Origin of the sequence: Marinobacter bohaiensis, assembly GCF_003258515.1 — a bacterium.
GTDB lineage: Bacteria > Pseudomonadota > Gammaproteobacteria > Pseudomonadales > Oleiphilaceae > Marinobacter_A > Marinobacter_A bohaiensis.
This window is the reverse complement of record NZ_QGEH01000001.1, coordinates 241,422-265,056: the sequence shown is the minus strand read 5'-3', so window position 1 is coordinate 265,056 and position 23,635 is coordinate 241,422. Positions and strand designations below refer to the sequence as shown.

Here is a 23,635-nt window from a genome sequence, read left to right as displayed (position 1 = left end):
ACGATTCCTATGATGCTGCTCGGGCGAGGCACTGCTGGTACTGGTTGAGAATGGCGCGTACTTTTTCGTCCCAGGAATACTGGCTCACGCTGGCCTGCAGGCGCCGCCCCAGATCGTCGAGCGCCGGTGCTTCAGCGGTCTCCCGCAGGACCGCCGCCAGACTGCCCGGCTCGCCGAAGTCGATCAGGTGGCCGCCATGATTGTCGACCAGCTCGCGGAACGGCGGGATGTCGTTGAGGATGGGGATCAGGCCGGCGCCCATGGCCTCCACCGCCGACAGGCCGAAGCCCTCGAACGACGAGGCGCTGACGAAGTAACGACAGCGCGCCGCCAAGGCCGCGATCTCGGCGGTGGAAATACTGCCGTGGAACACCACGCGCTCGGGCAGGTTGCGCGCCTGCAGGCGCGGCAGGGTGCCGTCGAAGTCGCGGCCCACCAGGTGCAGGCGACGGCCGTCGTCGTCCAGCTCCAGGAAGCGGTCGATCAGCGCCTCCACGTTCTTGTGCCCGGCCATGCGGCCGATGTAGACCATGTCACCACTGCGTTCGGCGTCCGCCGCCGGCAGGAACTTGTCCAGCGCCACGCCGTTCTCCACCAGCATCAGGCGCTCGGGATCCGGAATGATGCGCCCGATCAGCTCGTAGTCGTTGCGGCTGCAGGCGAACACCCGGTCCACCCGGGCCAGTGCCCGGGGCGTGACGAAGCGGTAGAAGAAACGCTTGATGCGGGCAAACTTCTCGGTATGGAAGTACAGCCCGTGGGTGGTCAGGAACACCGCACCCCGGATGCGCCGGCGCAGGAAGATCAACTTGTCCAGCATGGAATCGACGCAGTGGATGTGGAACACGTCGAAGCGATTGACCGTGTCCAGATCCAGCTTCACCAACGGGTACTGGCGAATGCCCCGGAACGGGACACGGGTGATGCGAATGCCGTCGATCTCGTCCGTCTCCGGCAGGATCTCGTCGCTGCCAAAGGTGCGGTTAAGGGTGAGCACTTCCACCTCGTGGCCGGCGGCGATCTGGCGCCTGGCAATCTGCAGCACCACGTCCTGGATACCGCCCACGGACGGATGGAACTGCCTAACGTAATGCAGGATTCGCATGGGCGCCTCCCCGGAAAGTTTCGAGCAATTGTCGGTGATAGAGGAAAATCATCACGAAGTGCAGCCACACCAGCGGGTAGCGGATGAAGTTGTTGGACATGCAGTTCACGATGAAATAGACCAGCCCCAGCACCAGGAACAGGGCAATATCCCGCTGCGGCGCCATTCGCGCCCGTCGGGTGATGCGGTAGCTGCGCAGGGCCGTTCGGAACAGCACGGTCAGCACCGCGATGACCACCAGCAGGCCCAGGATGCCGGAGTCGAACAGGCTGGTGAGGAACAGATTGGTACCCCCACGCCCGGCGTTCATGATGCCCCCGCTGGCGTACTGCTCACGCAGATCGATGCGGTCCACCAACTCCTGAATGCTGCCGGCGCCGTTGCCCCAGAAGGGCTCCTGCTGCACGAAGTACCAGGTCATCTCCAGGGCGAACAGGCGCGAGTCCAGCGCCCCCGAGTCTGTACTGCTGTCCTCGATGGTCGACACCACGTTGAAGCGCTGGACCAGCGAGTCGGGGATGAACGGTGCCTTGAGCTGGATGCACAGCATCAGCATGAACACCAGGGCGCCGCCCACCGCGATGATCCCGAAGCGCCGACGCACCAGCAGGAAGATTCCCAGACAACCGATGTAGGCGAAGGTCGCGGTACGCCCGAACGACAGGATCAGCGACATCAGCGTCGCCCCCAGGGCCAGCTGGTAATGCAGTTTCTCGCGGATCAGGTGTTTGCCGCACACGGTCAGCAACAGACCGACATAACCCATGTACATGGCGTGCCAGTCGGTTTCGGTGAAGATCGACTCCGCCCGCGGGAAGCCCACCGTGTGCGCGTGGGACACCCCCAGGTTGATGCCCCCGAAATAGCCCACGATCTGCAGGAACGAGAGCCCCGCGCAGAACATGCCCACCAGGATGTGCGCGTTGAGTACCTTGATGACCCCGTTTTCGCGATCGTAGAGGTAGGTGTAGGTCAGCGTCAGATAACCCAGCAACAGCAGCTGCCCCAGGGCGATGACGATGAAGTGGTGCATCGAGATGATGGTGCCGCCCAGCGCCGGGATGAACAGGCTGAGCCACCAGGCCACGAACACATTGAACTCGGGCCGCCAGCGAAACCGCTTCACCATGATGCCGTAGTGAAACGCCAGCGCCAGGATCACAATGATGAAGGGCTTGAGGTTCGCCAGACGGCCGATATCAATCTTGACGCTTTCCAGGATCGTCATGAAGACGAAGAACAGCACCATGCCGTCGCGCGCCCGCTGGATCAGCAGGCGGCGACGCGGAGACATCCGCTGTGCGTTGTAGGAACTGGCGACCGTGGTCATTGACATGGGCTGGGCAGGCTCGTTCGTTGCTCGACTGACCGCCTGAACGCCTTGCCACCAAAGCGTTCAGGCGCTCCCCAAGGGCGCAGCAGACGGGACATCAATACTTGTACTGGTACACGTAGTTGCCGCGCTGCTGGTTCTGGCGATGCAGTTGCACGTCGTTGAAGACCACGCCGTTGACGGTGACGCCGGCCTGCTGGAGCTGTTTGGAGGACTGCTCCAGCTCGCGCATCGGATGGGTGCGGTCCTTGACCACCATCAGGCTGGTGCCCGCCAGGCGGCCGATGATGGCCGCGTCGGTCACCGCCAGGATCGGCGGCGCATCGATCAGCACGTAGTCGAAGTGCTCGGCCAGTTCCAGCACCTTGCGGCCGAAGGACTCGTGCAGCAGCAGCTCCGCCGGGTTGGGCGGCAGCTGGCCACCGCTGAGCAGGTGCAAGCCCGGGATCGTGGTCTTGCGCACGTAGCTCATGGGCGAGCCGCCGCGGGTGATCATTTCCGTGACACCCTGGTCACGACGCATGCCCAGCGTCTGGTGCATACGGCCCTTGCGGATATCGGCATCGATAATGAGGATGCGCTTGCCGCTCTGGGCCAGTACCGCCCCCAGATTCACGGTCACGAAACTCTTACCGATCTGCGGGCTGGGACCGGTCAGCATGATCAGGTTGTTCTTGGCGCCCAGCAGGGAGAAGTGCAGCGTGGTACGCAGGCTGCGCAGACTCTCCACCGCCTTGTCGTCCGGCGCCACGTCCGCCAGTATCCGCGATTTGCGCGAGGCCTTGCTGCGGCTCATCTTGGCCTGGCGATCACTGTGGATCACCGTGGCGTAGACCGGCAGCCCCAGGTTGCGCTCGATCTCGTCCGGATCCTCGACGCCGCCACGCAGGGCGCGCAGCACCAGCACCACCAGAATGCCGAAGAAGACACCGGCCATGCCGGCCACCAGGACAATCAGCTTACGGTTGGGCGCAACGGGCACATTCATCGGCACCGCGTCATCGATGATGCGGACGTTCCCGACGGTACCCGCCTTGGCCACCCGCAGCTCTTGTGCGGTGGACATTAGCTTGGTGTAGAGCGCCTTGTTGACCTCCACATCCTGACTCAGACGCAGCAGCTTCTGCTGGGCCTTGGGGAGACTCTCGGACTGCTGGTCGAGCTCCGCCTTGCGCGATTCCAGTCGATTGATCTTCTGGCTGATCGCAATCATGGTCGGATGGTCGGGCTTGAAGCGTTGACGCAGCTCGTCCCATTTCTGCTGCAGCTGCAGCAGTTCCTGATCCACCTTGACGGCGGTATCGAGCATGACCTTGGTTTCTTCGTCCAGGTTCACCGAGCCGTACTCGATACGGTAGTCGTTGTAGGCTTCCTCGGCGGCGGTCAGCTTTTCCTTGAGCTCCGGCAACTGGTGCTCGAGGAATTCAAGGGATTGCTGGGCCTCGGCGGAGTTGCGGGCGATGTTCTGCTGGACGTAAACCTGGGCAACCTCGTTCAGGATGCGGCTGGCCTGCGCCGGATCGGTGTCGGTCAGGGACAACCCGAGAATGCCGGAATTCTTGCTACGCTCACTAACCGAAAAGTTGCCTTCGACGTGCTTGATGGCTTCCAGCGGCGACACCCGCTCCATGTTGAACTGGGTGCCGGGACGGGCCACCAGCTCGGAAATCATCACTTTCAGCGGCTGGCCGCCGTCGAACGCCGTCTCGCTCACCTGGCCCACCTGACCGGTCAGCAACAGACGACCCTCGGCATCCTTCACCTGGTACTGGCCTTCCTGGCCGGCGACCACGGTAAGCGGCTTGTTGAGCAGCGACTGGGGCACTTCCAGGTTATCGAGCTGGATGGACTCGCCGCCCCAGGCGTACTCGTTGAAGCCGAACATGGGGTCCGCCAGACCCTCGTTATCCCGCTCAAACCGGCGGGCGAAGGTGGCGCCGATCACCGGCAGGTGGCGTGGCGAGGCGCTGTATTCCAGCCCCAGATTGCGGACGGCGTCACCGAGCACCATGCGCGAGCGCAGGATTTCCACATCGGCGACGATGGGCGGCTCCTGGGTCAGCATCGACGCCGGATCGCCGCCCAATTGGCGCAACCCAATCGGTTTCTGCTGCTCGATCTGCAGCAACGCATCGGTCTGGTAGACCGGCGGCGCGGTCAGCGCGTAGCCGACCCCGCCCAGGGTCACCAGGGCCGTAATCAGGACGATCAGCCATTTGCGCTCCATCAGGATCGCAAAGTAATCCCCCAGCTTGACCGACTCCTCGCCCAGTGGGTCCTGCTGGACATGCGGCATGGCGGCAGGCGCGGCCTGCCCCGCCATTCCCGGACGCTCCGAGGTGTAGTTATCCGAGTTCTGCATCGCTATCCCTGCCTAGTTGCTTTGCCGGTTATTGAAAAGCGGGTAACTGGTGTTACTGGTCGATTCAAGCACGTTGACCGTGTTCACCAGGTTGCCGATCACGCGGTTCCAGCGCACGATGCCGGCGGTTTCCACATAGACCAGGTCGCGCTCCTGCAAGGGGAAGCGATCCGCCAGCAGCATGGCGTCCACGGAGCTGGCATCCAGGTGGAAGATCTCCGGCTCCCCGTCGACACCAGCGCCGCGCAGAACGAAGATCTGCCCCGGATCCGATGTCGCCGGATTCACGCCGCCGGCTTCGCTGAGCGCCTGGGCCAGCGTCTTGCGGTTGTTCTCCATCTGGATGTCGCCGGGTTCGACCACCTCGCCCACGACAAAGACCTTATCGTTCTTGATGTCAGGAATATTGACCACGTCGCCGTTCTGGAGCATGAACTCGGGGGGCTTGCGCGCGTCTTCATACAGCGCCTGCAGGTTGACCCGGTAGGTCTGGCCGTCACGACTGAGCGTCACGTCCCTGCGATCCGCCAGGTCGGTGAAGCCGCCTGCACGGTTGACCATCTCCAGCAGGGTCGGCGGCACGTCATCGATGGCCTGCACGCCCGGGGTGTCGACTTCGCCCACCACGTAGACCCGCTGACTGCGGAAGGAAATCACGCGCACGTCCAGCTGGATGTTCTCGATGAAGGGATCGAGCGCCAGCGTGAGGGCTTCGCGAATCTCCTCGGTGGTCTTGCCCGCGACCTGAAGACGACCTGCGTAGGGGAAGAAGATGTAGCCGTCACTGTCCACCAGGTTGCCGGCCTGCTCGGCGGAGCGGAAGGAGCCGGCCGGGATGGTCAGTTCCGGATGTTCCCAGACGGTGATCGACAGGATATCGCCCGGACCGACCTCATAGGCGTAGCTCGCCGGGTCGGCGGAGCCATCCGGCACCTCACCGAGCGATTGCGGTGTCTGGGAGCGCATGGCCGCAATCAGGTTGGCCGTGATCGGATGCACTTTGACCTGGACCGGCCCCTGTCCGGTGTCTTCACCCTTCAGCGTGACCTCATCGGGTACGCCCGTGCCAGACATCTCCATGCCCGGGGCGACGGCGCATCCCTGCAACACCAGGGCCACACCGGCCAGTCCCAGCAATCGCCCATTTTTCCAACGTGGTGGCAACATACACTTTTTCCTAATCCAATCGTGAAATCCGGCTTCGGCGAGCGTCCAATCAGGCGTCGGCCAGCGCTTGTGACAGGCGGCTGACCCAGTCCTCCGAGCACTGGCTCAGGAGCTGATAGGACGCTTCAAACAGCGAGTAATCGCCCTGGTAGGGGTCGGGAACCTGGGCCTTGCGCCAATGGCCAATCAGGAACACCTTGCCGCGCGCCTCGGGGAACTCGCTCTCGATGTACTGTTTCTGGAAGTCTTCCATCACCAGGATCAACTCGGCCCAGGCGATCATTTCCGACTGCACCCGCTGGCTGTGCAGACCCTGGGATTCCAGGCCGTTGACCTGCAGGACCCGACGCGCGTTGGTATCCGGCTCGCGTCCGTCGATCGTGGAAATACCCGCTGAACGGATCTGGACCCGGCCCGCTCCGCGGCGTCGGAACCCTTCGCGCAGCAGCACCTCAGCCATGGGGCTGCGGCAGATATTGCCGACGCACAGCACGAGGATTCGGGAAATGCTCAGTGAAGAAGACACGTTATCGATACCCTGGCCCGTCAATAGGCCTGTTGACCAACGAAGCCGCGGAAGATCGTGAACCAGACAATCTTCAGATCGAGCCACAGCGACCAGTTGCGAATGTATTCAAGGTCGTAATCAATGCGCCCAGTCATCAGGTCCATCGTGTCGGTCTCACCGCGGAAACCGTTGATCTGGGCCAGACCGGTGATGCCCGGCTTGACCTTGTGGCGCAGCATGTAGCCCTGGATCTGGCCACGGTAGAACTCGTTGTGAGCCACCGCGTGGGGACGCGGGCCGACGATCGACATGGTGCCACCCAGCACGTTGAAGAACTGCGGCAGCTCGTCGAGGGAGGTACGGCGCAGGAAGCCGCCGAACGGGGTGATGCGCGGATCCTCCTTCTGCGCCTGGGGCACGTCCGGGCCGTCCTCGCAAACGCTCATGGAGCGGAATTTCCACACCTTGATCTTCTCGCCACGCATCCCGTAACGGGTCTGCTTGAAGAACACCGGTCCCGGCGAGGACAGTTTCACGCCAGCGGCGATGATCAGCATGGGAATCGCGATCAGCGTGAGGATCGCCAGGGACAGCAACACATCCTCCAGGCGCTTGCTCCAGCCATGATCCACCAGCGGGGTGTCGTAGATGCTCAGGGCGGGAATGCCCTGGATGCCGGTCAGCCGGGAATGGACCAGGTTGAAGCTGAACACATCCGGAATCAGGTAGACCGAGGCAGTGGTATCCGCCAGGCGATCAACCATCTCGCGGATGCGGTCTTCGGCCTTCATCGGCAGGGTGACGAAGATGATGTCGATCTTGCCGTCGCGGGCGTCCTCGAACAGTTGGTCGAAGCCGCCGCACACGTTGATCTCCTCACCCTCCAGACGACGCGCCATGTCCTTGGCCGGAGCACGGTCGTCGTAATAGCCGGTCACCTGGTAGCCCATCCAGGGAATCCCTTCCATGGATTCCACCAGACGCGATCCCAGACGATTGGCACCGGCCACCGCCACACGGCGCGGCTGGGTGCGCTGGCCGCGGTACAGCGACAGGAACTCACGACGCGCCCAGTGCAGGAACACCATCGCAACCGGCGTCACCGCAATCCAGGTCAGGACGGCGCTGTGGTCCACGGACTTCACCAGACCCACCAGCAGCGCCACGGTAAAGGTCACCAGGGCGGTGGCCGCCCAGGCCGCCAGCAGCCGGGAGGCCAGCTTGGGCGTGGACAGGCCGCGCCACAGGTAATAAACCTCGTTGCTCTCGGCGAAGAACCCGAACAGGATGATTGAGAGCACACCCAGGAAGGTGTAACCGTTGTCCAGCGGCACACCCACCACGTTCAGTACACCCCAGAGCATAAACAGGATGACGAAGCAGTCGAATGCGCGGAACAGCGCAAGAATGCGGGACTGATGCAGTCGAATCACTGGCGACTGCCCTTCCCTAACCACACTGTGAGGCGTGGCATCTTTCAGATGGTGCCCACCCATAAAATCCTCTCCATGCGTTTTATGGCCTGCACTCCAGGAACTACCACAATCCCGGTCTGTCTATACCGCCAGTCATCACTTCCCAGGATGGACAGGCAGCCCGTACAGCACCGATTCGAAGGTCCTCAAGCGAACGCTGCATAATTCAGACCAGCGAGCCAGGCGCGGACCCTGATCCGCACACCGGGCGTCGCCGGGGCTTACATTCCGTGAGTTGTCGGCACGGGCCTTTTACGGTGCGCGACCGTCGACGAAACGGTCAATGTATGCATTGTGGTCACACTGCAAATGTAAAACGGCGCAAAAAGGCGCAAACGCCCGTCCTGTGCGCCCCAAAAGCATGCACCGTTTGCCATGAAGATCAGACTACAAAGCCATGAAGTTTGCGTAAGGAAGATTTAACTCCGAAGGGGATTCGGAAAAGCTGGAAAACCACTATCCTTATGACCACGCTGCCCGCCCTGTAACCTGAAGACAGGCAGGTACTTGCGCCCTCCTACTGCGACGTCGCCCGACGCCATTGCCGGGCATGCATCCACGGATTCACAGATAACCGTTGTCATAGCGCGGAGGCTGCTGCCCCAGACGCACCCGCCAGAGCTGCCGGTACACCTCCGGCAAGGTGGCGAAGCCCCGATCCGCAAGCCTGTTCTGGAACGCCGGCTCCAGCAAGTCGCCCAGCGCCGGCGCCAGACGCTCGCGTCCGCCGGCCTCGGGCGGCAGGTTGACGTAGAGGTAGTAGGCCACCTGCGGGTCGGCGCGGTAGAAATTCGCCTGGTCAGAGTCTTCTTCAGCGGCCTCGCCGTCCGCCGTTTCCCTGGCCGCCACATGAGTCAGGGGCAGCACGGTTGGCCGGTAGCCGTGGGCCTGACTGAAGGCGAGCACATCCCCTTCTGACCAGGGCCCCTGGGACAGGGCCGCATCAGCGCCGCCCAGGATCAGGACCGCCGGATCCGGAGACACCTTGAGTGGCTGCTCCGCCAGCAGATCCAGCAGCGGCTCGTCGGCCTGCGCCACCTGGCTCGCCAGGACGGCCCAAAGGATCAGTCCGTATTTCATTGGGAAGCCTCCTGCCGCTGGTTCTCGGTGGTGTAGATGGTCCATTTGGGAATCGATTCAAGCTGAGGGTAGAACACCCGGACGATGGTACGCCGCTGACGTTGCTGCATGATGTTCGTCAGCGCCGGGTCGTCGTAGACCATATCCACCACCCGGCTTCGGTCCATGCCTCGCCCCACCAGGGCATTGACGATGGTGTTTGCACGGCGCTGGCCCAACCGGTGGTTGTAATCGTCCGTGCCTTCGCTGCTGGTGTCTCCCACCAGCACGATGCGGGCCTGTGGATGCGCCCGTAACATCTGCAGCACCTCGGTCAGCACCGGAATCTGGTCCTCGCGCAGAGTCTGCCTGTCGAAATCGAAACGGAACACGAAATCCCGGTGGCGCGACTCCAGGGTCCACTCGGCACAGCCGTCCACACCCACTTCGCTGGTGGTCGGTGTGTCGCCGCAGAGGTCCCGGACGTTGACCACGCCGTCACCGTCCAGGTCACGGATATCCAGCAGTTGGGTACGGCTGTAGCCCTCCTCCACGTGGGCCGACTGGCAGCCCGCCAGCAGTAACCCCGCCAACAGAACAACTGGCAATGGATGGTTCATTCGCTGTCCTCCCGGTTGGCTTCATCCCATTCGTCCGGATAGTTCAGGCGCAGGGCGTAGCCCAGGCGTCCGGTGGCGTTCAGTACGCGGTAGCGGGCCTGGAGCTGGTCATAGCGGGTGTTGATGTAGGTGCGCCGGGCGATGAACACCTCCACTTTGGCGTTGAGCAGATCCAGCAGGGAACGCTTGCCCAGTCGGAACTGGGTGATGTAGGCGGTCTCCGCCAGGGTCGAGGCGTCCACGCTTTGCTGAACCAGGGCGCGCTGGTCATTCAGGGCCTGGTACGCATTCCACGACAGTCGAGTCCCCTCGACCAGATCTTTCTCGGTTCGCTCGCGCACCGCCAGGGCCTCGTTGTAGCGCCAGTTGGAGGATCGGGACCGTGCCTTGTCGCGCCCGCCGTTGTAGAGGTCGTATTCCATGACCAGCATCAACCGGTAATCCTCCTCACGGCCCTCGAAGCCGCCGATGTCCTCGCCGGTGGTGGCGTAGCCTTCCAGGCTCAGGCGTGGGTAGTAGCCCGACTGGCTGGCCTCCACTTCTTCTTTCGCGGCGCGGATATCGGCAAAGGCGGCCTGCAGTTGGGGATGGGTCTGCCGCGCCCAGTCGATGGCCTGGGTGACGGTGTCCGGCAACAGGGTGTCGTCGGTAACCGGATCCTTCAGATTCACCGGGGCCTGGTCCACCAGCCGCAGGAAGCGCGCCCGGGCATCCTGGTAGTTGTTGTTGGCCGCCACCAGCGAGGCGCGGGCGTTGGCCAGGCGGGCGCTGACCTGGGCGATGTCGGCTTCGTTGGCGTAACCGCGCGAGGCCAGGTTACGCACGTCGTCGAGGATCTCCAGGTGGCCGCGCACGTGGCGCTCGGTCAGTTCGACCAGCTCTTCGGCCTTGCGCACATCCAGGTAGACCTGGCTGGTGGCCAGGGCCAGATCCTCGGCTTCGGCGAGCAGCTGCAGGCGTTCCGCATCCGCTTCGTATTCCAGCCGGTCGCTGTTGGCACTGGTCTCGAAGCCGTTGAACAGCAATTGGGAGACGCTCAGGCTGGCCTCGCTGCGGGTCAGGTCCTCGTCGATCAGCTGCCCCGAGCTGTATTCCGTATGCTCCGGCCCGATGCCGGCCCGCACACTGACCTGGGGCAGATACTCTGACGTGACCGCTTCGCGATCCTCCAGCACCGAGCGGTAGCGCGCGAAACGCTCGCCCAACCCCGGGTTGCTGTCAACGGCCGCCGCAACCGCTTCCTCCAGCGTCTGGGCGCCGGCCGCCCCTGCCAGGCTGCAGGCGAACATCAACACTGCACTCCTTACGGTGTGACGTCTCACTCTCATGAAGTACCTCAATCAGGGTTCTCGCATTGCCTCAGCCTGCGCACGCAGCAACGGCTTCAGCCAGTATTGGAGGATGGTTTTTTTACCCGCCAGGATGTCCACCTGTGCCTGCATGCCGGGGATCAGCGGCTTCCCCTGCCAGCTTGCAGCGCCCCAGTCGCCGGAGTCGCCAACCACATGGGCGAGGTAGTAGGATTCGTCGTCTTCGTTGGTCAGCGCGTCGGGGCTGATGTGCTCCACGCGTCCGCGAATGCCGCCGTAGATCACGAAGTCGTAGGCGCTGAGCTTGATGATGGCATCGTCGCCCTCGTGGATATGGGCAATGTCCCGGGGCGCGATGCGGGTCTCCACAAACAGCTGATCGCCCTCGGGTACGATGTCCAGGATGGTTTCGCCGGGGCGGATCACGCCGCCGATGGAGGTGACGTCGATGGCTTTCACGGTGCCCGCCATGCCGGCGTATAGACGGGTCTGCTGAAGCTGGCTGTTGAGGCCGGCCAGTTGCTCACGCACCCGCGCCAGCTCGGCGGTGGTGTCGGACAGGTCAGACTGGGCCCGGGCGCGGAATTCCTGGAACAGTGAACCGCGCGCCTGTTCCGCCTCGGCGATGGTGGACTCGAGCCGCCCGATCTCATAATCCAGCGCTTCGATCTGGCCCTCGAGACTGACCCGGTCGCGCTTGAGCTTGCGCAACTCGGCCGCGCTCAGGGCACCCTGATCGACGGCATCGGCGGTAATTTCGATCTCGTCCCGGAGCAGCGCCAGCGAGCGTTTCAGGGTCTGGCTTTTCTGCAGGGCCTCGGAGTAGCCCCGGCGCTGCTGGACGATTTTTTCGCGGGCGCTGTTGATGCGGCCCTGCAACTGCGCCAGGTTGGCGCGATAGCCGGCCGCTTCGCCGCCCAGTTTTTCCAGCGAGGCGTCTGTCAGCGGCGTGCTCTCAAACCCGCCGCCCGCGACCGCCTCCAGCTCCAGCAGCAGCCGGTTGCGGCGGGCCTCCAGCGCATTCTCCCGCGCCAGCGCTTCGGCGTAGCTGGCCCGCGCTCGGGTTTCATCCAGGGTGACCAGCAGTTGGCCTTTTTCCACGGTCTGGCCCTCCCGCACGTGGAGCTGGCGCAGGATGCCGCCATCCAGGCTCTGCACCCGCTGCACCGAAGCCGAGGGCACGAGCTTGCCCTGGCCCTTTACCACCTCGTCGATGGCGGCAAACGCCGACCAGGCGATGCTGCTGATCACCAACGCGCCAATCAGCCAGATCACCTTGCGGGCGCCGTAGGCGCGCCGGAGCTGTTGCCAGTAGCCGGACGTGCTCATGAGCCCTCCGCCCGCGACCGCACGGTCACCTTGCGCCGTGCTGCGGTCTTGCTGCGGACCCGGGAACGCTGCTCGAAGTCGGCGCGGGGCTGGTCGAGCACGACGCGCCCCTGATCCATCACCAGCACCCGGTCGCAGAGTTTCAACAGCCCCTGGCGATGGGTGGCGATCACGAATCCGCGGGTCTGGGGCAGGCCCGCCAGCGTCGCCGCCACCCGTTGCTGCATGGCGTCATCCATGGCGCTGGTGGGTTCGTCCAGCAGCAGCCACAGGGGATCGCGCGCCATCGCCCGGGCCAGCGCCACCAGTTGCCGCTGGCCGCCGGACAGGGCCTGACCGCCCTCGCCCACCTGGGACTGCAGGCCGTTGCCCAGTTGCGCCATGAAGCGGTCGATGCCCAGGTCGACGATCAGCCGGCGCAGGTCGGTCTCATCGGTGACCGGCTGGCCACAGGTGATGTTTTCCAGCACCGTGCCCCACTGCAGCAGCGGCGACTGGGGCAGCCAGCCGATGTGTTCGCGCAGATGCGCCAGGGGCCAGCGGGATCGCTCCACGTCGTCGTAATAGACCAGCCCCCGACTGGGCTCGTGCTGGCCGGCCAGCAGCGACAGCAGGGTGGACTTGCCGGAGCCGCAATTACCGACAATCGCGACCCGCTCCCCCGGCTTGAGCTGCAGTGACAAGGCCTCCAGCGCCGCTTCGTTCTGCTCCGGGTAGTGGAAGCTGCAGGCGTCGGTACGGATGGCACCGGCAAAGGCCAGTTCGGTGACACTGTGCTGCTGGTTCTCCTGCTCCATCGCCATGATCGTGTCCAGCCCGGTGATGGCCGAACGGGTCTGGGTGTAGCGCAGCAGCAACACAGCCACCTGCCCCATGGACTGGGCCGCGCGCCCGCTGAGCATGACGATGGCGATGAGTCCGCCCATGCTGAGCAGGCCTTCGGAGATGCGCATCACCCCCATCACCAGCAGCGCCACGGTCACCAGGTACTGACTGAGCATCATCAGGTGAGACAGCGACGCGGTGACGCCGCGGGAGCGGATGCCCTGGTCCGCCAGCTCGCCGACCAGTTGCTGCCAGCGCCGGGACAGGCGATCTTCCTGGTTGGTCTGTTTGAGGTCCGGCAAGGTCTGCAGGGTTTCAATCAGCTGCGCCTGGCGCTGGGAGGACAGCCGGCCGGTTTCGGTAATCGCGGCTGCCATCCTGGGGCGAGCGATCAGGGCAGCCGTCACCAGCACCGCCAGCGCGACCATCGGCACCAGCACCATGGGCCCGCCAAGCCAGGCGATCAACGCCAGGAACATCAGCGTGAACGGCAGATCCACCAGCGCCACCAGCGTGGCGGAGGTCAGGAACTCGCGCACGCTGTCCACGTCCTGCAACTGACGGGCGAAGGCGCCGGCGGACTTGGGGCGCTGGGACAGTTTCATGCCCAGCACCTTGCGATAGAGCTGGCCGGACACGGACACATCGATGCGTCGCCCGGCCATATCGGTGATCTCCGCCCGGGCGTTGCGCAGCAGCCAGTCGAAAAACAGCGCCAGGGTCACTCCGGAGGCCAGCACCCACAAGGTGTCCATGGCCTGGTTGGGCACCACCCGGTCGTACACGTTCATGGTGAACAGCGGCACCAGCAGCGCCAGTACGTTGACCATCAGCGAGGCAAACAGCAGGTCGCGGTACCAGGGGCGCGCCTGCCACAGGGCCTGCAGCAACCAGTGCCGCTCCTTGCGCGGAATCAGGTCCTCAGCGCGGGCGTCGGACGGGCTCCCCGCCGAGGCCACCAGACACGGCCCCGTCAACGACGCCAGAGGCGCATGAAAGCGCAGCCGTTCATTGCCCAGCGGGCAGAGGATCGCCTGGTCGCCGTCGACTGACTCCACCAGGCTCAGTTGCTCGTTGTGGATCACCAGAACCGGCAAAAGGTTGACGTCAGCCTGTTCCCTGGCCCGGAAACGCCCCGGTTCCAGCTCAATGCCGAAGCGGCGCGCCAGGGCCAGCGGCGCCGGCGAATTCAGCGACAGCTGCTCCTCCTGATCCAGCTCCCGCAGCTCCGCGCCGGGTATCGCCGGGCGCTGGAAGTGCTGGCACAGGTAACGCAGCAGGCCGGCCCACTGTTCGGCCGGCGTGAGGCGCTGGCGGGACGATTCCGGCTGGATGGCGGCGGTCGGTGGACTCATGGGTCAGCCTCCCGTCAGCAGCGTCTGGTCATCCAGCATCTTCTGCAGGATGTCGGCGTCCGACACGCCGGAGCTGGACGCCCCGTAGAGATCGTCCTTGCTGACGCCATCCAGGGCGATGGTCTGGACGTTGCCGGATCCCAGATCCACTTCCAGGGTGGTGGTGCCACCGCTTTCCTCGAGGTCCACCACGGTGTCCACCTCGGCGCCGGTGCTCAGGCCGGCGGCCAGGTCCGACAGGTTGACCGCGTCATCGCTGACGCTGAAATCGGTAATGCTATCCGCCGCCGGCGACCCGGCCGCTCCGGCGTCGACCGACCGGAACAGAAAGGTGTCGGCGCCGCCATTGCCGGTCAGCGTGTCGTTCCCGTCGCCACCGATGATGACGTCGTTGCCGGCGGTGCCGATGAGCGTGTTGTCGCCGGTGGTCGCGGCCACAACGATATCGATGGCACCGAACGCTCCTGTGACGGTCTCACCATCGAGGGTCGAACGCGGCTCGAAGCGCAGGGAATAGGCATCCCCCGGATTGGCGTTGGTGATGCTCAGACCCTCGACATCCGCCGCGTCGACGATCCAGTCCGATCCGGACCGGGTCCCCGCACTGAGGGTGATGCCGTCCGGCAACCCGGACACTACGATATCGCTGGTCTCCCCCGGCGCCGGGTTGATGGTTTCCAGGGTGATGCCCAACGGAATGACCGTGTCTGCCGCGACGATCTGGTCGCCATCCAGCGTGATCAGCGGCGGCGTCGGCTCCGGCTCGATGCTGACCGAGACGGTGTCCTGCAGGGTGCTGCCATCGGCGGTTTCCGCGGTGACGGTGTCACCCAGCACCACCGCTGAATCCACCGCCCCCACTTCAATGCTGATGTCGAAATCGCCGTAGGCGTGTTCGCTGGTCAGCAGTTGCATCGTGGCAATCTGCGCCGCTGTGGTGACCACCCGCGCCACGAGCTCACCGCCCTGGGACTGGAACAGCCCCACCTTGCCGTCCGGCGAGCGGATACCGATCAGGCCGTCGGGCGCCGGTTCGGTAATGCGGAAGGTGACCACCAGGGTCTCGTTGGGATCGACCGCCTCCTGAGTCTGGGCATAGAGGCCGATGGTGATGGGGTCGCCCTCGCTGGCGCTCACGCTGTCGTCATTATCGCGGTAGAACGCTACCGGATCGGCCACCGGATTGACGCCCACGGTGAAGTCCGCCGAGCTGGTCACCACCTCGCCGGTCGAGCGTTCCGCCGAAATGGACGTCAGGGTCAGGTCGATATCGCCGGCGAAATCCCGGGGCGGGCGCAGCACCAGGTCGTCGATCTGGTCCGCGGCGAAGGTCCAGACAGTGCCGCCGTTCCCGTCCGGTCCGGCCTGGGAGAGCTGCACCAGACCGCTGCCGCTGTCCCAGAAAAGGACCGCGCCGCTGGGCACACCGGAGATTTCCATCGACAGGGATTCCGAGCCGTCGTCGTCCACGTCCGTCACGCTCAGGCCGGTCAGGGCGATGTCGCTGTCCTCGTCGCCGATGACGGTGTCGGCAGTGACCGGTGCCTCGTCGGTGACCGCCCGGATGTCGAACGTCACGCTGGACTGGACAGTGTCTTCCGCCGGGTTCTCCAGGCTGCCCAGGGTCAGGCCGGTGGTTTCATCGCGGATCGTGAGTTCGAAATCGAGCTGGACACTGCCGTGTTTGTTCTCCGGCGGCACATAGAAGATATCGGAGATACGGCTCGGATCGCTGAGGATGTAGCCGCCGGAGCCGTCGCTGGTGAGCAGTCCGTCCGGATCCAGGAACGAACCGTCCACCGGACCGATGAAATGCAGTTCGGTGACCGTTTCAATGCCCTCGGCGGCCTCGGTGCTGCGATCCCCCACCAGCGTATCCAGATCGATGTTCAGCCGCTGGGGCGTGTCTTCCAGCAGTTCGTACGTGCCCAGCGACGCCACGTCGTCCACTACCGGGCCAATCTCGATGGCGAGATCTTCCTGGGTGACCACCGTGTCCCCCAGGGGATCGGTCGAGATCTTGTTGACCGTCATCGACGTGGCACCGGCAAAATCCCCATCGATACCGACAATCTGCAGGCTGCCAAGGCTCGCGTTGGTGAACAGGTACTCGATCGGCGTGGTGCCGTCGTCGGCGTAGCGGACGATCACGTCGTCCCCGCTGATAGCGCCGCCGTAGGGCACATCGGCGGCATCGATGCGGAAACTGACCACGTCGTTGGCGTCGCCGGCCGCACCGGTGTTGAGGTGGCCGTCGGTATCGACGGTCTCGTTTTCCAGGCCATCGATAATGGAATCCTGAACCGTATCCACCGCGTCGGCGGAGCCGGCACTGCCGCCGGTCTGGAAATCCACCTGGAGCGTATCGCGGATGATGTCCGCGTCATCGCCCACGCTGGTGTCGATCACCCGCGCCTCGATCAGCACCTCCACCGCACCCGAGGTGCTGTGGTCGCTCACCAGGGTGGCGCCGGCCAGCAGTTCGGCGGCGGCATCCACGGCACTGGTCGAGGTCAGGCCGGTCGCCGGGATCAGCCAGGTGCCGTCGCCGTTGTTGATGGCCCCGTTGGGATGGGACACAAACCAGCCATCGGCTTCCGGTAGCGTGATGCTGATGTAGTCCAGGTACTCCGAGCCGTCGATGTCCTCTTCCACGAACTGCGCGGCGCCGTCGAGGCTGATGGCCGAGCCGTCGCTGGACACCAGCGTGTCGTCGGTGGTTTCGATGCGGGTAATGCCGTCTTCCGGTTCGTCATCGACAATCGCGGTGACGCTGGCATCCAGCGAACCGGACACGGTGCGAACCGCCGTCTCGCCTCCCGGCGCGGTGTCGGTGATCTCGAACTCGGCCGACACGCTCGCCGTACCGGCGGCGTCCTCCGGCGGCTGGACCGTCAGGTCACCGGAGGCGTTGAGTTCCGTCAGGGTCAGCCCCTGGCTGTCTGCGAAGGCCGCCAGATCCAGACCGCCCGGCGGGATCTCCAGCACGGTGCCGGCGTAGAACAGCTGGGCACCGTTCGGCAATGCCTGGAGGATCACGTTGGTGACGGTTTCCGAACCGTCGGTATCCGCCGTCCCCGGGAAGATATTGAGGACAATCAGGCTATCCTCGGCCCCGGCGCTGCCCACCGAGATGCCATCGTCGGTATCCACCACCGGCGCCAGAGTGATGTCCACCGTCAGATCGAACCCGCCGGTATCGCCATCCGGTTCGGTGTTGAACTGCTGCAGGCTGAAGCTGAGGTCGCCGCTGTAATCCTGAGGCGGTTTTACATACAGGTTGCCAAGCTGGGCGGCGGTCAGCGAATAAGTGGGTTGGCCGTTGTACTCACCGCTGATCAGCAGGTCCACGGGATTGCCATCGGCATCCACCAGCGCCACACCCTCGGGCAGGTCGCGAATAACGAAGTCGAACACTTCCGAACCGTCGTCGTCGTTGGTGCCCACCTCGAAATTGAGCGGGATCAGCTCATCTTCGTCGTAGGTGCCGCTGATCGTCAGGGAGTCCTGATCGAAATCCCAGGCGTCGTCCGGGCCGGGGCCAACGGACGGGGTGTCCACCACGCCCTTGATCACCAGGGTCACGTCCCGGGGATTGGAGCGGGTTTCCTCAACGCTGGGTTCGATGCCGTCGGCGCTGGATTCGGTCGCGATCGCCACAACCGACACGGTGAAGTTGCCGTTGATGGAGCTGATGTCTTCCTTCGGTTTCAGGAAGACGTCGCCGTTGGCCACCGCCTCCGCCGACACCCGGAACACGCCGTCGGACACGCCCCCCAACGGGTTGCCGTCGGCATCGGTAACCGCCCAGTCGGCCGGCACGGTCAGTTCGAAGCTCAGGGTTTCCGAGCCGTCGGTATCGGTCAGCTCGCCATCAATGACGTTCGACAGCGGGATCAGCTCGTCCTCCAGGCTGAAGACGTTCGACGTCTGCAGCGTCGGGGTGTCCGCCACCGGCGCCACGTCCAGCGTGACCGTCTCCTGGATCTCGGCGGTCTCGCCGGTGGATGTTTCCTCGGCAATGGCGATCACGTCGAACGTCTGTCGCCCGGCGTAGTCCCCGGTCACGCCAACCGTCAGGCTCGCCAGCTCCGCCGGGGTCAGGGTGTCGCCGTTGCCGATGGTGCGCCCGGACGTGCGCAGGGTGATCTCGCTGCTGATGTTCTCGATGCGGTAGCTGAGCGCTTCCGAGCCGTCCGTATCGAATAGGTTGGCCTGCAGGCTCAGGTTCGGTGCGGCGGCGTCCTCGTCCATGGTGTAGCTGAACACCGCGGCGTCGTCCCAGACCGGGTCGTCCACCACCGGCGTGACGCTGAGGTCGAAGCTGGCATCCTGGCTACGCGTCCCCGAATCCGCCTCGACGGTCATGGACACGTCCAGTGCAAAGTCGTGGGTGGGATCCGAGGTGTTCAGCGCCGGGGTGAACACCAGCGTGCCGCCGGGCTGGACTTCACCGGTGGCGGCATCCACCAGCACCAGCGACCCATCGGCGATGCTGAGCACCGGATTGCCGCTGCCGTCCGTGGCCAGTGGCTGGCCGTCCAGCGTCAGGGTGCCGCCCTGCAGGCCAGCCAGGTCGAAGGTGATCAAGCGGATCGCCTCGTTGTCGTCCAGGTCGCCGGGGTTAGCGGTCAACGTGAGCGTGAGCGCTGTATCCTCCGGCGTTTCCAGCGGGCCGATCTCGATGACGCCCTCCTCGTCCCGGATGTCCAGGTCGAGAGTATTGGTGGCCTCGTCGCCGTCGAAATCGGTGACGGTGAAGTCCAGGGCATCGGCAAAGCTGGCGTTGAGGGACGGTATGGTTTCGATGGTCACCTGGCCGTTGGACTGGATGGTCGCCTCGCCGTACTGCACGTCGCTGGCGTCGAACAGCGGAATAACCAGCGGGTCGCCGTCGGTGGCGAAATCGTAGCCGGTGCCGTCGTAGGTGATGCTCGTCAGGGTGGCGCCGTCCGCCCCGCCGCGACCATCCGCCAGCAGGTTGATGGACCGGCTGGAGCCTTCGGTCAGTCGCAGGGACTGGTCCTGCTCCACGGGCACATCGTCGGTCACGTCGACGGTCATCGTGACCGCATTGGACACGTCGCCATCGCCGTCCAACGCCGTTACCGAGAAGTCCACCGGCAGATTGTTCTCGCCGGCCCCATCCGGATGATCCAGCGGACCGGCTAACCGGAACTCGGTCGTGCCATCCAGCCCCAGGCGCACCCGGAAGACCTCGTTTCCGCCGGCGCTGGCGATCCACCAGCCGTCGGCGTTGGCCGACGACGCCAGGGTCACGGCATTGCCCTGGCTGGTGAGCGCGGTATCCAGTGTCACGCCAAACCCGGTCAGGCCGTCGCTGCCCACCAGGCCGCCCACCGTACCGGTGTCGTCGGACGTGCCGGACAGGGTTTCGTCTTCGTCGGTCGCCAGATCGTCGATGCTGGAGATGTAGGGGGCGCGACCGTCGTAAATGCTGACGTCCGCGTCGAGGCTGGTTACGGTGCCGTCGCTGTCGGCGAAGCCAATGCTGACCGGCAGGGTCAGGTTGTCCGAGGCAATGTGATCGATGTTGGCCAGCACCTCGACCGTCAGGGGGACGGTCTGGCTGCTTCCGGACGCGATATCGATGGTGGTTGGCAGGCTCAGGCGCACTACGGTGCTGCCCTGGCTGTCGACCGCTTCCCAGCGGCGGCCATCGAGTTGCGTCCAGGTCAGCGCCTCACCGTTGCGCGTTAGGGTGTTGCCGCCATCGTCCTGGACGGTCGCCCCCTCGGTCAGGTCGAAGACGGCGTCCACGATGGGGTCCTGGGTCGCGGTCAGACTGAAGTCGACCGAGGCCGATGACGGCGTTCCGGGATTGGCCAGAGCCACCGGCGATTCGGTGAGCTGGACCGAGACACCGCTGCCCGTGGCCGGGTCGCCGTCGCTGACGCTGACACTGATCTGGCCGTTGGTGCGGTCACCATCGGCATCGTCGACGTGGTAGTTCAGGCCGAAGTCCAACGGGTCGGAGCGGCTGCCATCCGCATCCAGCTGGTCCAGCGCGCGATACAGATCGAAGGTATAGCCGACGCTGGCATCGGCGGTGCCCGCCCCGTCCCCGTCCAGCACGATCTGGAAGACCGGGTCGCCCGGATCGTCGGTATAACCGGTCAGTGTCAGGCCATCCGCGGACACCTGGAACTGGATCGGCTCGCCGCCACTGGTCAGGGTGGCCGACTGCTCGGCGCTGAACGCCAGACCGTCGATCGCGTCGCTGCCGATCGTCAGATCAACCGATCCGGTGACCTGGGCCGTGGTGGCCAGGTCATCCTCGCTGAGGGCGGCATCCGTGGATGTGGTGCTTGGGTCGGCCCCATCGGCGATAACGAGCGTGGACTGTGCAGTGGCTTCGGTGTCATCCAGATCCACTGCCACGGCCACCAGCGGAAAGGACAGGTCGTCGCTGTCCAGATGATCCAGCGGCAGGCTCTGGGTCAGCGTGGCCGTCGCCTGCAGGTCGCCGTTGTCATCCACCGCTGACAGCACCATCTCGAACACGGTGTTGCCACCGGCCGAGGCGGTGACGGTATTGCCGGATACGGTGTAGGTCACCGCCACACCACCGCTGGTCATGTTGAGGGCGTCAAGCAGCGCCTGCTGGCCTTCACCGAAGGCGATCGAGCCCGGGTCCAGGTCGTCGGAACCGGCCTCCACCCGGAACGCCACTTCTTGCGGCGTGCCGCTGCCGTACACCGGTTCGTCGGCATTCACGACGCCGCTGCCCACGACGCCCGGAGCCCCGTCGCGGATATCAATGGTGACTTCCGAGGTGTCGAAGTCCCGGTCCTGGTCGAGGGCGTCGTATTCGAACGTCAGGCTCTGGTCGACGGTATTGTCCAGGTTGCGGGATGAGGTAAAGGTCCAGCTGCCGTCGACGTTGACCGTCAGTTCCCCCTTGGACGTGCTGACGACCGCGGGGTTGGCCCGCGTCACCGTGTACAACGTGCCATCGACGCGGATGCTCGTGAGCGTCAGGGGGCCCTCCGCCAGGTTGTCGTTGTCGAACACGTTGCCGCTGACCGGCTCCGCCTCAACGGCGGTGTAGGTATCGTCGACCGTAAAGGTACCCGCATCGCGGATATCCACCTGCGCATCCACGATTACGGTTTCGCTGGTGCCGTCGGCGTCGTTCTGGGTGGCTTCCAGGGCCAGCGCCGTGCGGGCCACATTGGTCAGCAGTGTCTGGTCCACGGGCTTAAGCAGGGTGACGGTGATGGTGCCGTCCGCATTGATCATCGCGGTCAACACATCGTCCGTACCATCGCTCGCCGTCAGCGACTGGCCATCGGCGGCCACGTCCACCGTGAGGGGTATACCACCGGCGGTGATGCTGGCCAGGTCATCCTGGCCCTCGCTAAAGCGCACTTCGTCGTATTGCTCGATGCGGATGGTGCTGGTGGCGGAATAGCCGTCCGGGAACACGTCCAGCGCCTGCTCCGAAAGAATCGCCCGGGTGGGGGTGATCAGGGTCGGCGTCGCATCGGCGGCGGTATTGCCCGCCACGTCGGTCACGCTGGCGTTGAGGGTCCAGGGCGACAGACTCCCCAGTTGGTCCACCTGCACCGTCGTCGACCAGGTGCCATCCGCCTGGACTGTCGCGGTAAAGCGCTGGGACTGCCCCAGGTTATCGGCGAACGTCAGGGTCACCGTCTGGCCGGCCTCGGCATCGGTCACCCCGGAAATCGCCACCGGAGACTGGGTCCGCAGGGCCTGGATATCCAGTGCTGTGTCCGCATTCACGTCCGCATCGATGTCGATGGTGACTTCGGTGTCCTTTTCGGTGGTCGTGGTGTTGCTGGCATCGTTGCCGGCCACGTCGGTGACGTCCGCCTCGGCGGTCAGGGTGCCATCGTCCCAGCCGCTGACATCCAGGGAGTCTGTGGTCCAGGTGCCATCGTCGGCAACGATCGCGGTGACCGTTTCACTGTTGGTGCCATCGCTGACCGTCACCGTCACGGTCTGGCCCGCCTCCACGTCCTGCACGGTGCCGGTGACCGCAATCGCCCCCACCTCATCCTCACCGTAGGGCGGGTCGCCGGCGAAGCGCAGATCGATGGCCGCCTGGGTATCCTTGACGATCGTGGTCACGCTTTCGGCGATGTTGCCGGGCAGGTCGGTGCTGGTCAGGGTCACGCTGATATCGCCGTCTGCCAGTCCGGACAGGTCCACGTCGTCGATGGCGTAGGCGCCGTCCGCATCCAGGGTGGTTTCACGGCTGACCGAGGCGCCGGCACTGTCGGTGAAGGTGATCGTGATGGCCCGCCCTTCGCCGATGTCCGAGGTGCTGCCGGTCATGCCCACGTCCAGCACTTCCTCGGCGTTAAGCAGCGTACCGCCGTTGTACTGATAGTCGTCGTTGATCTCGGCCAGGGTGTCGATGACGGAGCTGTCGGTGGCGGACACCGAATTGCCGTAGTTGTCCCGCGCGGTGACCACGACGGTGACCTCGCCCTCGGCCAGGGTGCTCAGATCCCGCGCCGGCAGACTCCAGGCATTCCCGTTGACGCCGGTGCCGAAGGTGATGGACTGCCCCTCGGAATCGGTCACCACCACGTCGAGGAACTGACCGTCGCGCAACTCGACCGCGTCGCCGAACAGGTCGACCACCGGAATCTCGTAACGGTTGATGAAGCCGTCGCCCTTGTCGTCGATGGTGACGGTGACGGCGGCGTTGGGGTCCAGCGGCGGTAACGGCGACTCCTCACCGAAACCGCCGGCCTGCAACGCCCCCAGGCGACTGCTATCGTCAAACTGGCGGGTCTGGAAGCCGGATTCCGGCAGGACCTCGTCGCCATCGCGGCGGACCGTGTCAAAGAACGAAGCCACATTGATGGTCGGGGGCGCACCACTGATAGCTGAGGGCGCCTCGCCGTTGTCGGCCGGCGGCGCTTGTGGGCTGGCGTTGATGCCGTCGATGGCATCGATGACCTGGGCCTCCGGCGGGATGTCGTCCGGGGACACCGCCACCAGGGTACCGTCGTCCAGCACCTGCCAGAACTGGCCATCGATCAGTATGTAGAGAGGTTCGCCTTCCTTCGCCACGCGACTTCCGTCCTGGATTGCAACCGACACCGACCTGTCGGCGAAAGCGCCTGCTATAACAGCGTGACATCAAGGCGCTACGTTTAATTAAGACTAGATCAAGGGCGAAAAGCGTCAA

Annotated in this window: 12 protein-coding genes; all 12 read right to left on the bottom strand. The window is 64.7% G+C overall.

The window, feature by feature from the left end:
- Positions 1–7: 7 nt before the first annotated feature.
- Positions 8–1,105, bottom strand: a complete 1,098-nt coding sequence (locus tag DKK67_RS01105) for a glycosyltransferase family 4 protein (protein WP_111493572.1) — start codon at positions 1,103–1,105, stop codon at positions 8–10.
- The gene (locus DKK67_RS01100) at positions 1,083–2,441 is read right to left on the bottom strand and encodes an O-antigen ligase family protein (protein ID WP_111493570.1); all 1,359 of its coding nucleotides are present in this window, start codon (positions 2,439–2,441) and stop codon (positions 1,083–1,085) included. The genes DKK67_RS01105 and DKK67_RS01100 overlap by 23 nt, the downstream gene beginning before the upstream one ends.
- A gap of 94 nt (positions 2,442–2,535) precedes the next feature.
- Positions 2,536–4,800, bottom strand: a complete 2,265-nt coding sequence (locus DKK67_RS01095; RefSeq protein ID WP_111493568.1) for a polysaccharide biosynthesis tyrosine autokinase — start codon at positions 4,798–4,800, stop codon at positions 2,536–2,538.
- Positions 4,801–4,812: 12 nt separating this feature from the next.
- Positions 4,813–5,967, bottom strand: coding sequence for a polysaccharide export protein (locus tag DKK67_RS01090; RefSeq protein ID WP_111493566.1), 1,155 nt, complete (start codon positions 5,965–5,967; stop codon positions 4,813–4,815).
- A 49-nt stretch (positions 5,968–6,016) separates the two neighbouring features.
- Positions 6,017–6,493, bottom strand: coding sequence for a low molecular weight protein-tyrosine-phosphatase (locus DKK67_RS01085; RefSeq protein ID WP_162628707.1), 477 nt, complete (start codon positions 6,491–6,493; stop codon positions 6,017–6,019).
- A 20-nt stretch (positions 6,494–6,513) separates the two neighbouring features.
- A complete protein-coding gene (locus DKK67_RS01080; RefSeq protein ID WP_204355698.1) occupies positions 6,514–7,908 on the bottom strand; it encodes an undecaprenyl-phosphate glucose phosphotransferase in 1,395 nt (464 codons plus the stop codon).
- 606 nt (positions 7,909–8,514) lie between these two features.
- Entirely contained in the window at positions 8,515–9,030 is a 516-nt protein-coding gene (locus DKK67_RS01075; protein ID WP_111493560.1) for a hypothetical protein, read from the bottom strand.
- Complete coding sequence (locus DKK67_RS01070) at positions 9,027–9,629, bottom strand: OmpA family protein (RefSeq protein WP_111493558.1); 603 nt, start codon at positions 9,627–9,629, stop codon at positions 9,027–9,029. The genes DKK67_RS01075 and DKK67_RS01070 overlap by 4 nt, the downstream gene beginning before the upstream one ends.
- Complete coding sequence (locus DKK67_RS01065) at positions 9,626–10,918, bottom strand: TolC family outer membrane protein (RefSeq protein ID WP_162628706.1); 1,293 nt, start codon at positions 10,916–10,918, stop codon at positions 9,626–9,628. Before DKK67_RS01065 ends, DKK67_RS01070 begins: the two co-directional genes overlap by 4 nt.
- Before the next feature lie 51 nt (positions 10,919–10,969).
- Positions 10,970–12,268, bottom strand: a complete 1,299-nt coding sequence (locus tag DKK67_RS01060; RefSeq protein ID WP_111493554.1) for an HlyD family type I secretion periplasmic adaptor subunit — start codon at positions 12,266–12,268, stop codon at positions 10,970–10,972.
- On the bottom strand, positions 12,265–14,448 hold the full coding sequence (locus tag DKK67_RS01055) for a type I secretion system permease/ATPase (RefSeq protein WP_111493552.1): 2,184 nt from the start codon (positions 14,446–14,448) through the stop codon (positions 12,265–12,267). Before DKK67_RS01055 ends, DKK67_RS01060 begins: the two co-directional genes overlap by 4 nt.
- A gap of 3 nt (positions 14,449–14,451) precedes the next feature.
- The gene (locus DKK67_RS01050; protein WP_111493550.1) at positions 14,452–23,517 is read right to left on the bottom strand and encodes a T1SS-143 repeat domain-containing protein; all 9,066 of its coding nucleotides are present in this window, start codon (positions 23,515–23,517) and stop codon (positions 14,452–14,454) included.
- Between the last annotated feature and the right edge of the window lie 118 nt (positions 23,518–23,635).

What these genes read in the sequence shown, in the direction of transcription:
- DKK67_RS01105 (WP_111493572.1), bottom strand. Translation starts at nt 1,105, where the DNA reads ATGCGAATCCTGCATTACGTTAGGCAGTTCCATCCGTCCGTGGGCGGT.
- DKK67_RS01100 (WP_111493570.1), bottom strand. Translation starts at nt 2,441, where the DNA reads ATGTCAATGACCACGGTCGCCAGTTCCTACAACGCACAGCGGATGTCT.
- DKK67_RS01095 (WP_111493568.1), bottom strand. Translation starts at nt 4,800, where the DNA reads ATGCAGAACTCGGATAACTACACCTCGGAGCGTCCGGGAATGGCGGGG.
- DKK67_RS01090 (WP_111493566.1), bottom strand. Translation starts at nt 5,967, where the DNA reads ATGTTGCCACCACGTTGGAAAAATGGGCGATTGCTGGGACTGGCCGGT.
- DKK67_RS01075 (WP_111493560.1), bottom strand. Translation starts at nt 9,030, where the DNA reads ATGAAATACGGACTGATCCTTTGGGCCGTCCTGGCGAGCCAGGTGGCG.
- DKK67_RS01070 (WP_111493558.1), bottom strand. Translation starts at nt 9,629, where the DNA reads ATGAACCATCCATTGCCAGTTGTTCTGTTGGCGGGGTTACTGCTGGCG.
- DKK67_RS01065 (WP_162628706.1), bottom strand. Translation starts at nt 10,918, where the DNA reads ATGTTCGCCTGCAGCCTGGCAGGGGCGGCCGGCGCCCAGACGCTGGAG.
- DKK67_RS01060 (WP_111493554.1), bottom strand. Translation starts at nt 12,268, where the DNA reads ATGAGCACGTCCGGCTACTGGCAACAGCTCCGGCGCGCCTACGGCGCC.
- DKK67_RS01055 (WP_111493552.1), bottom strand. Translation starts at nt 14,448, where the DNA reads ATGAGTCCACCGACCGCCGCCATCCAGCCGGAATCGTCCCGCCAGCGC.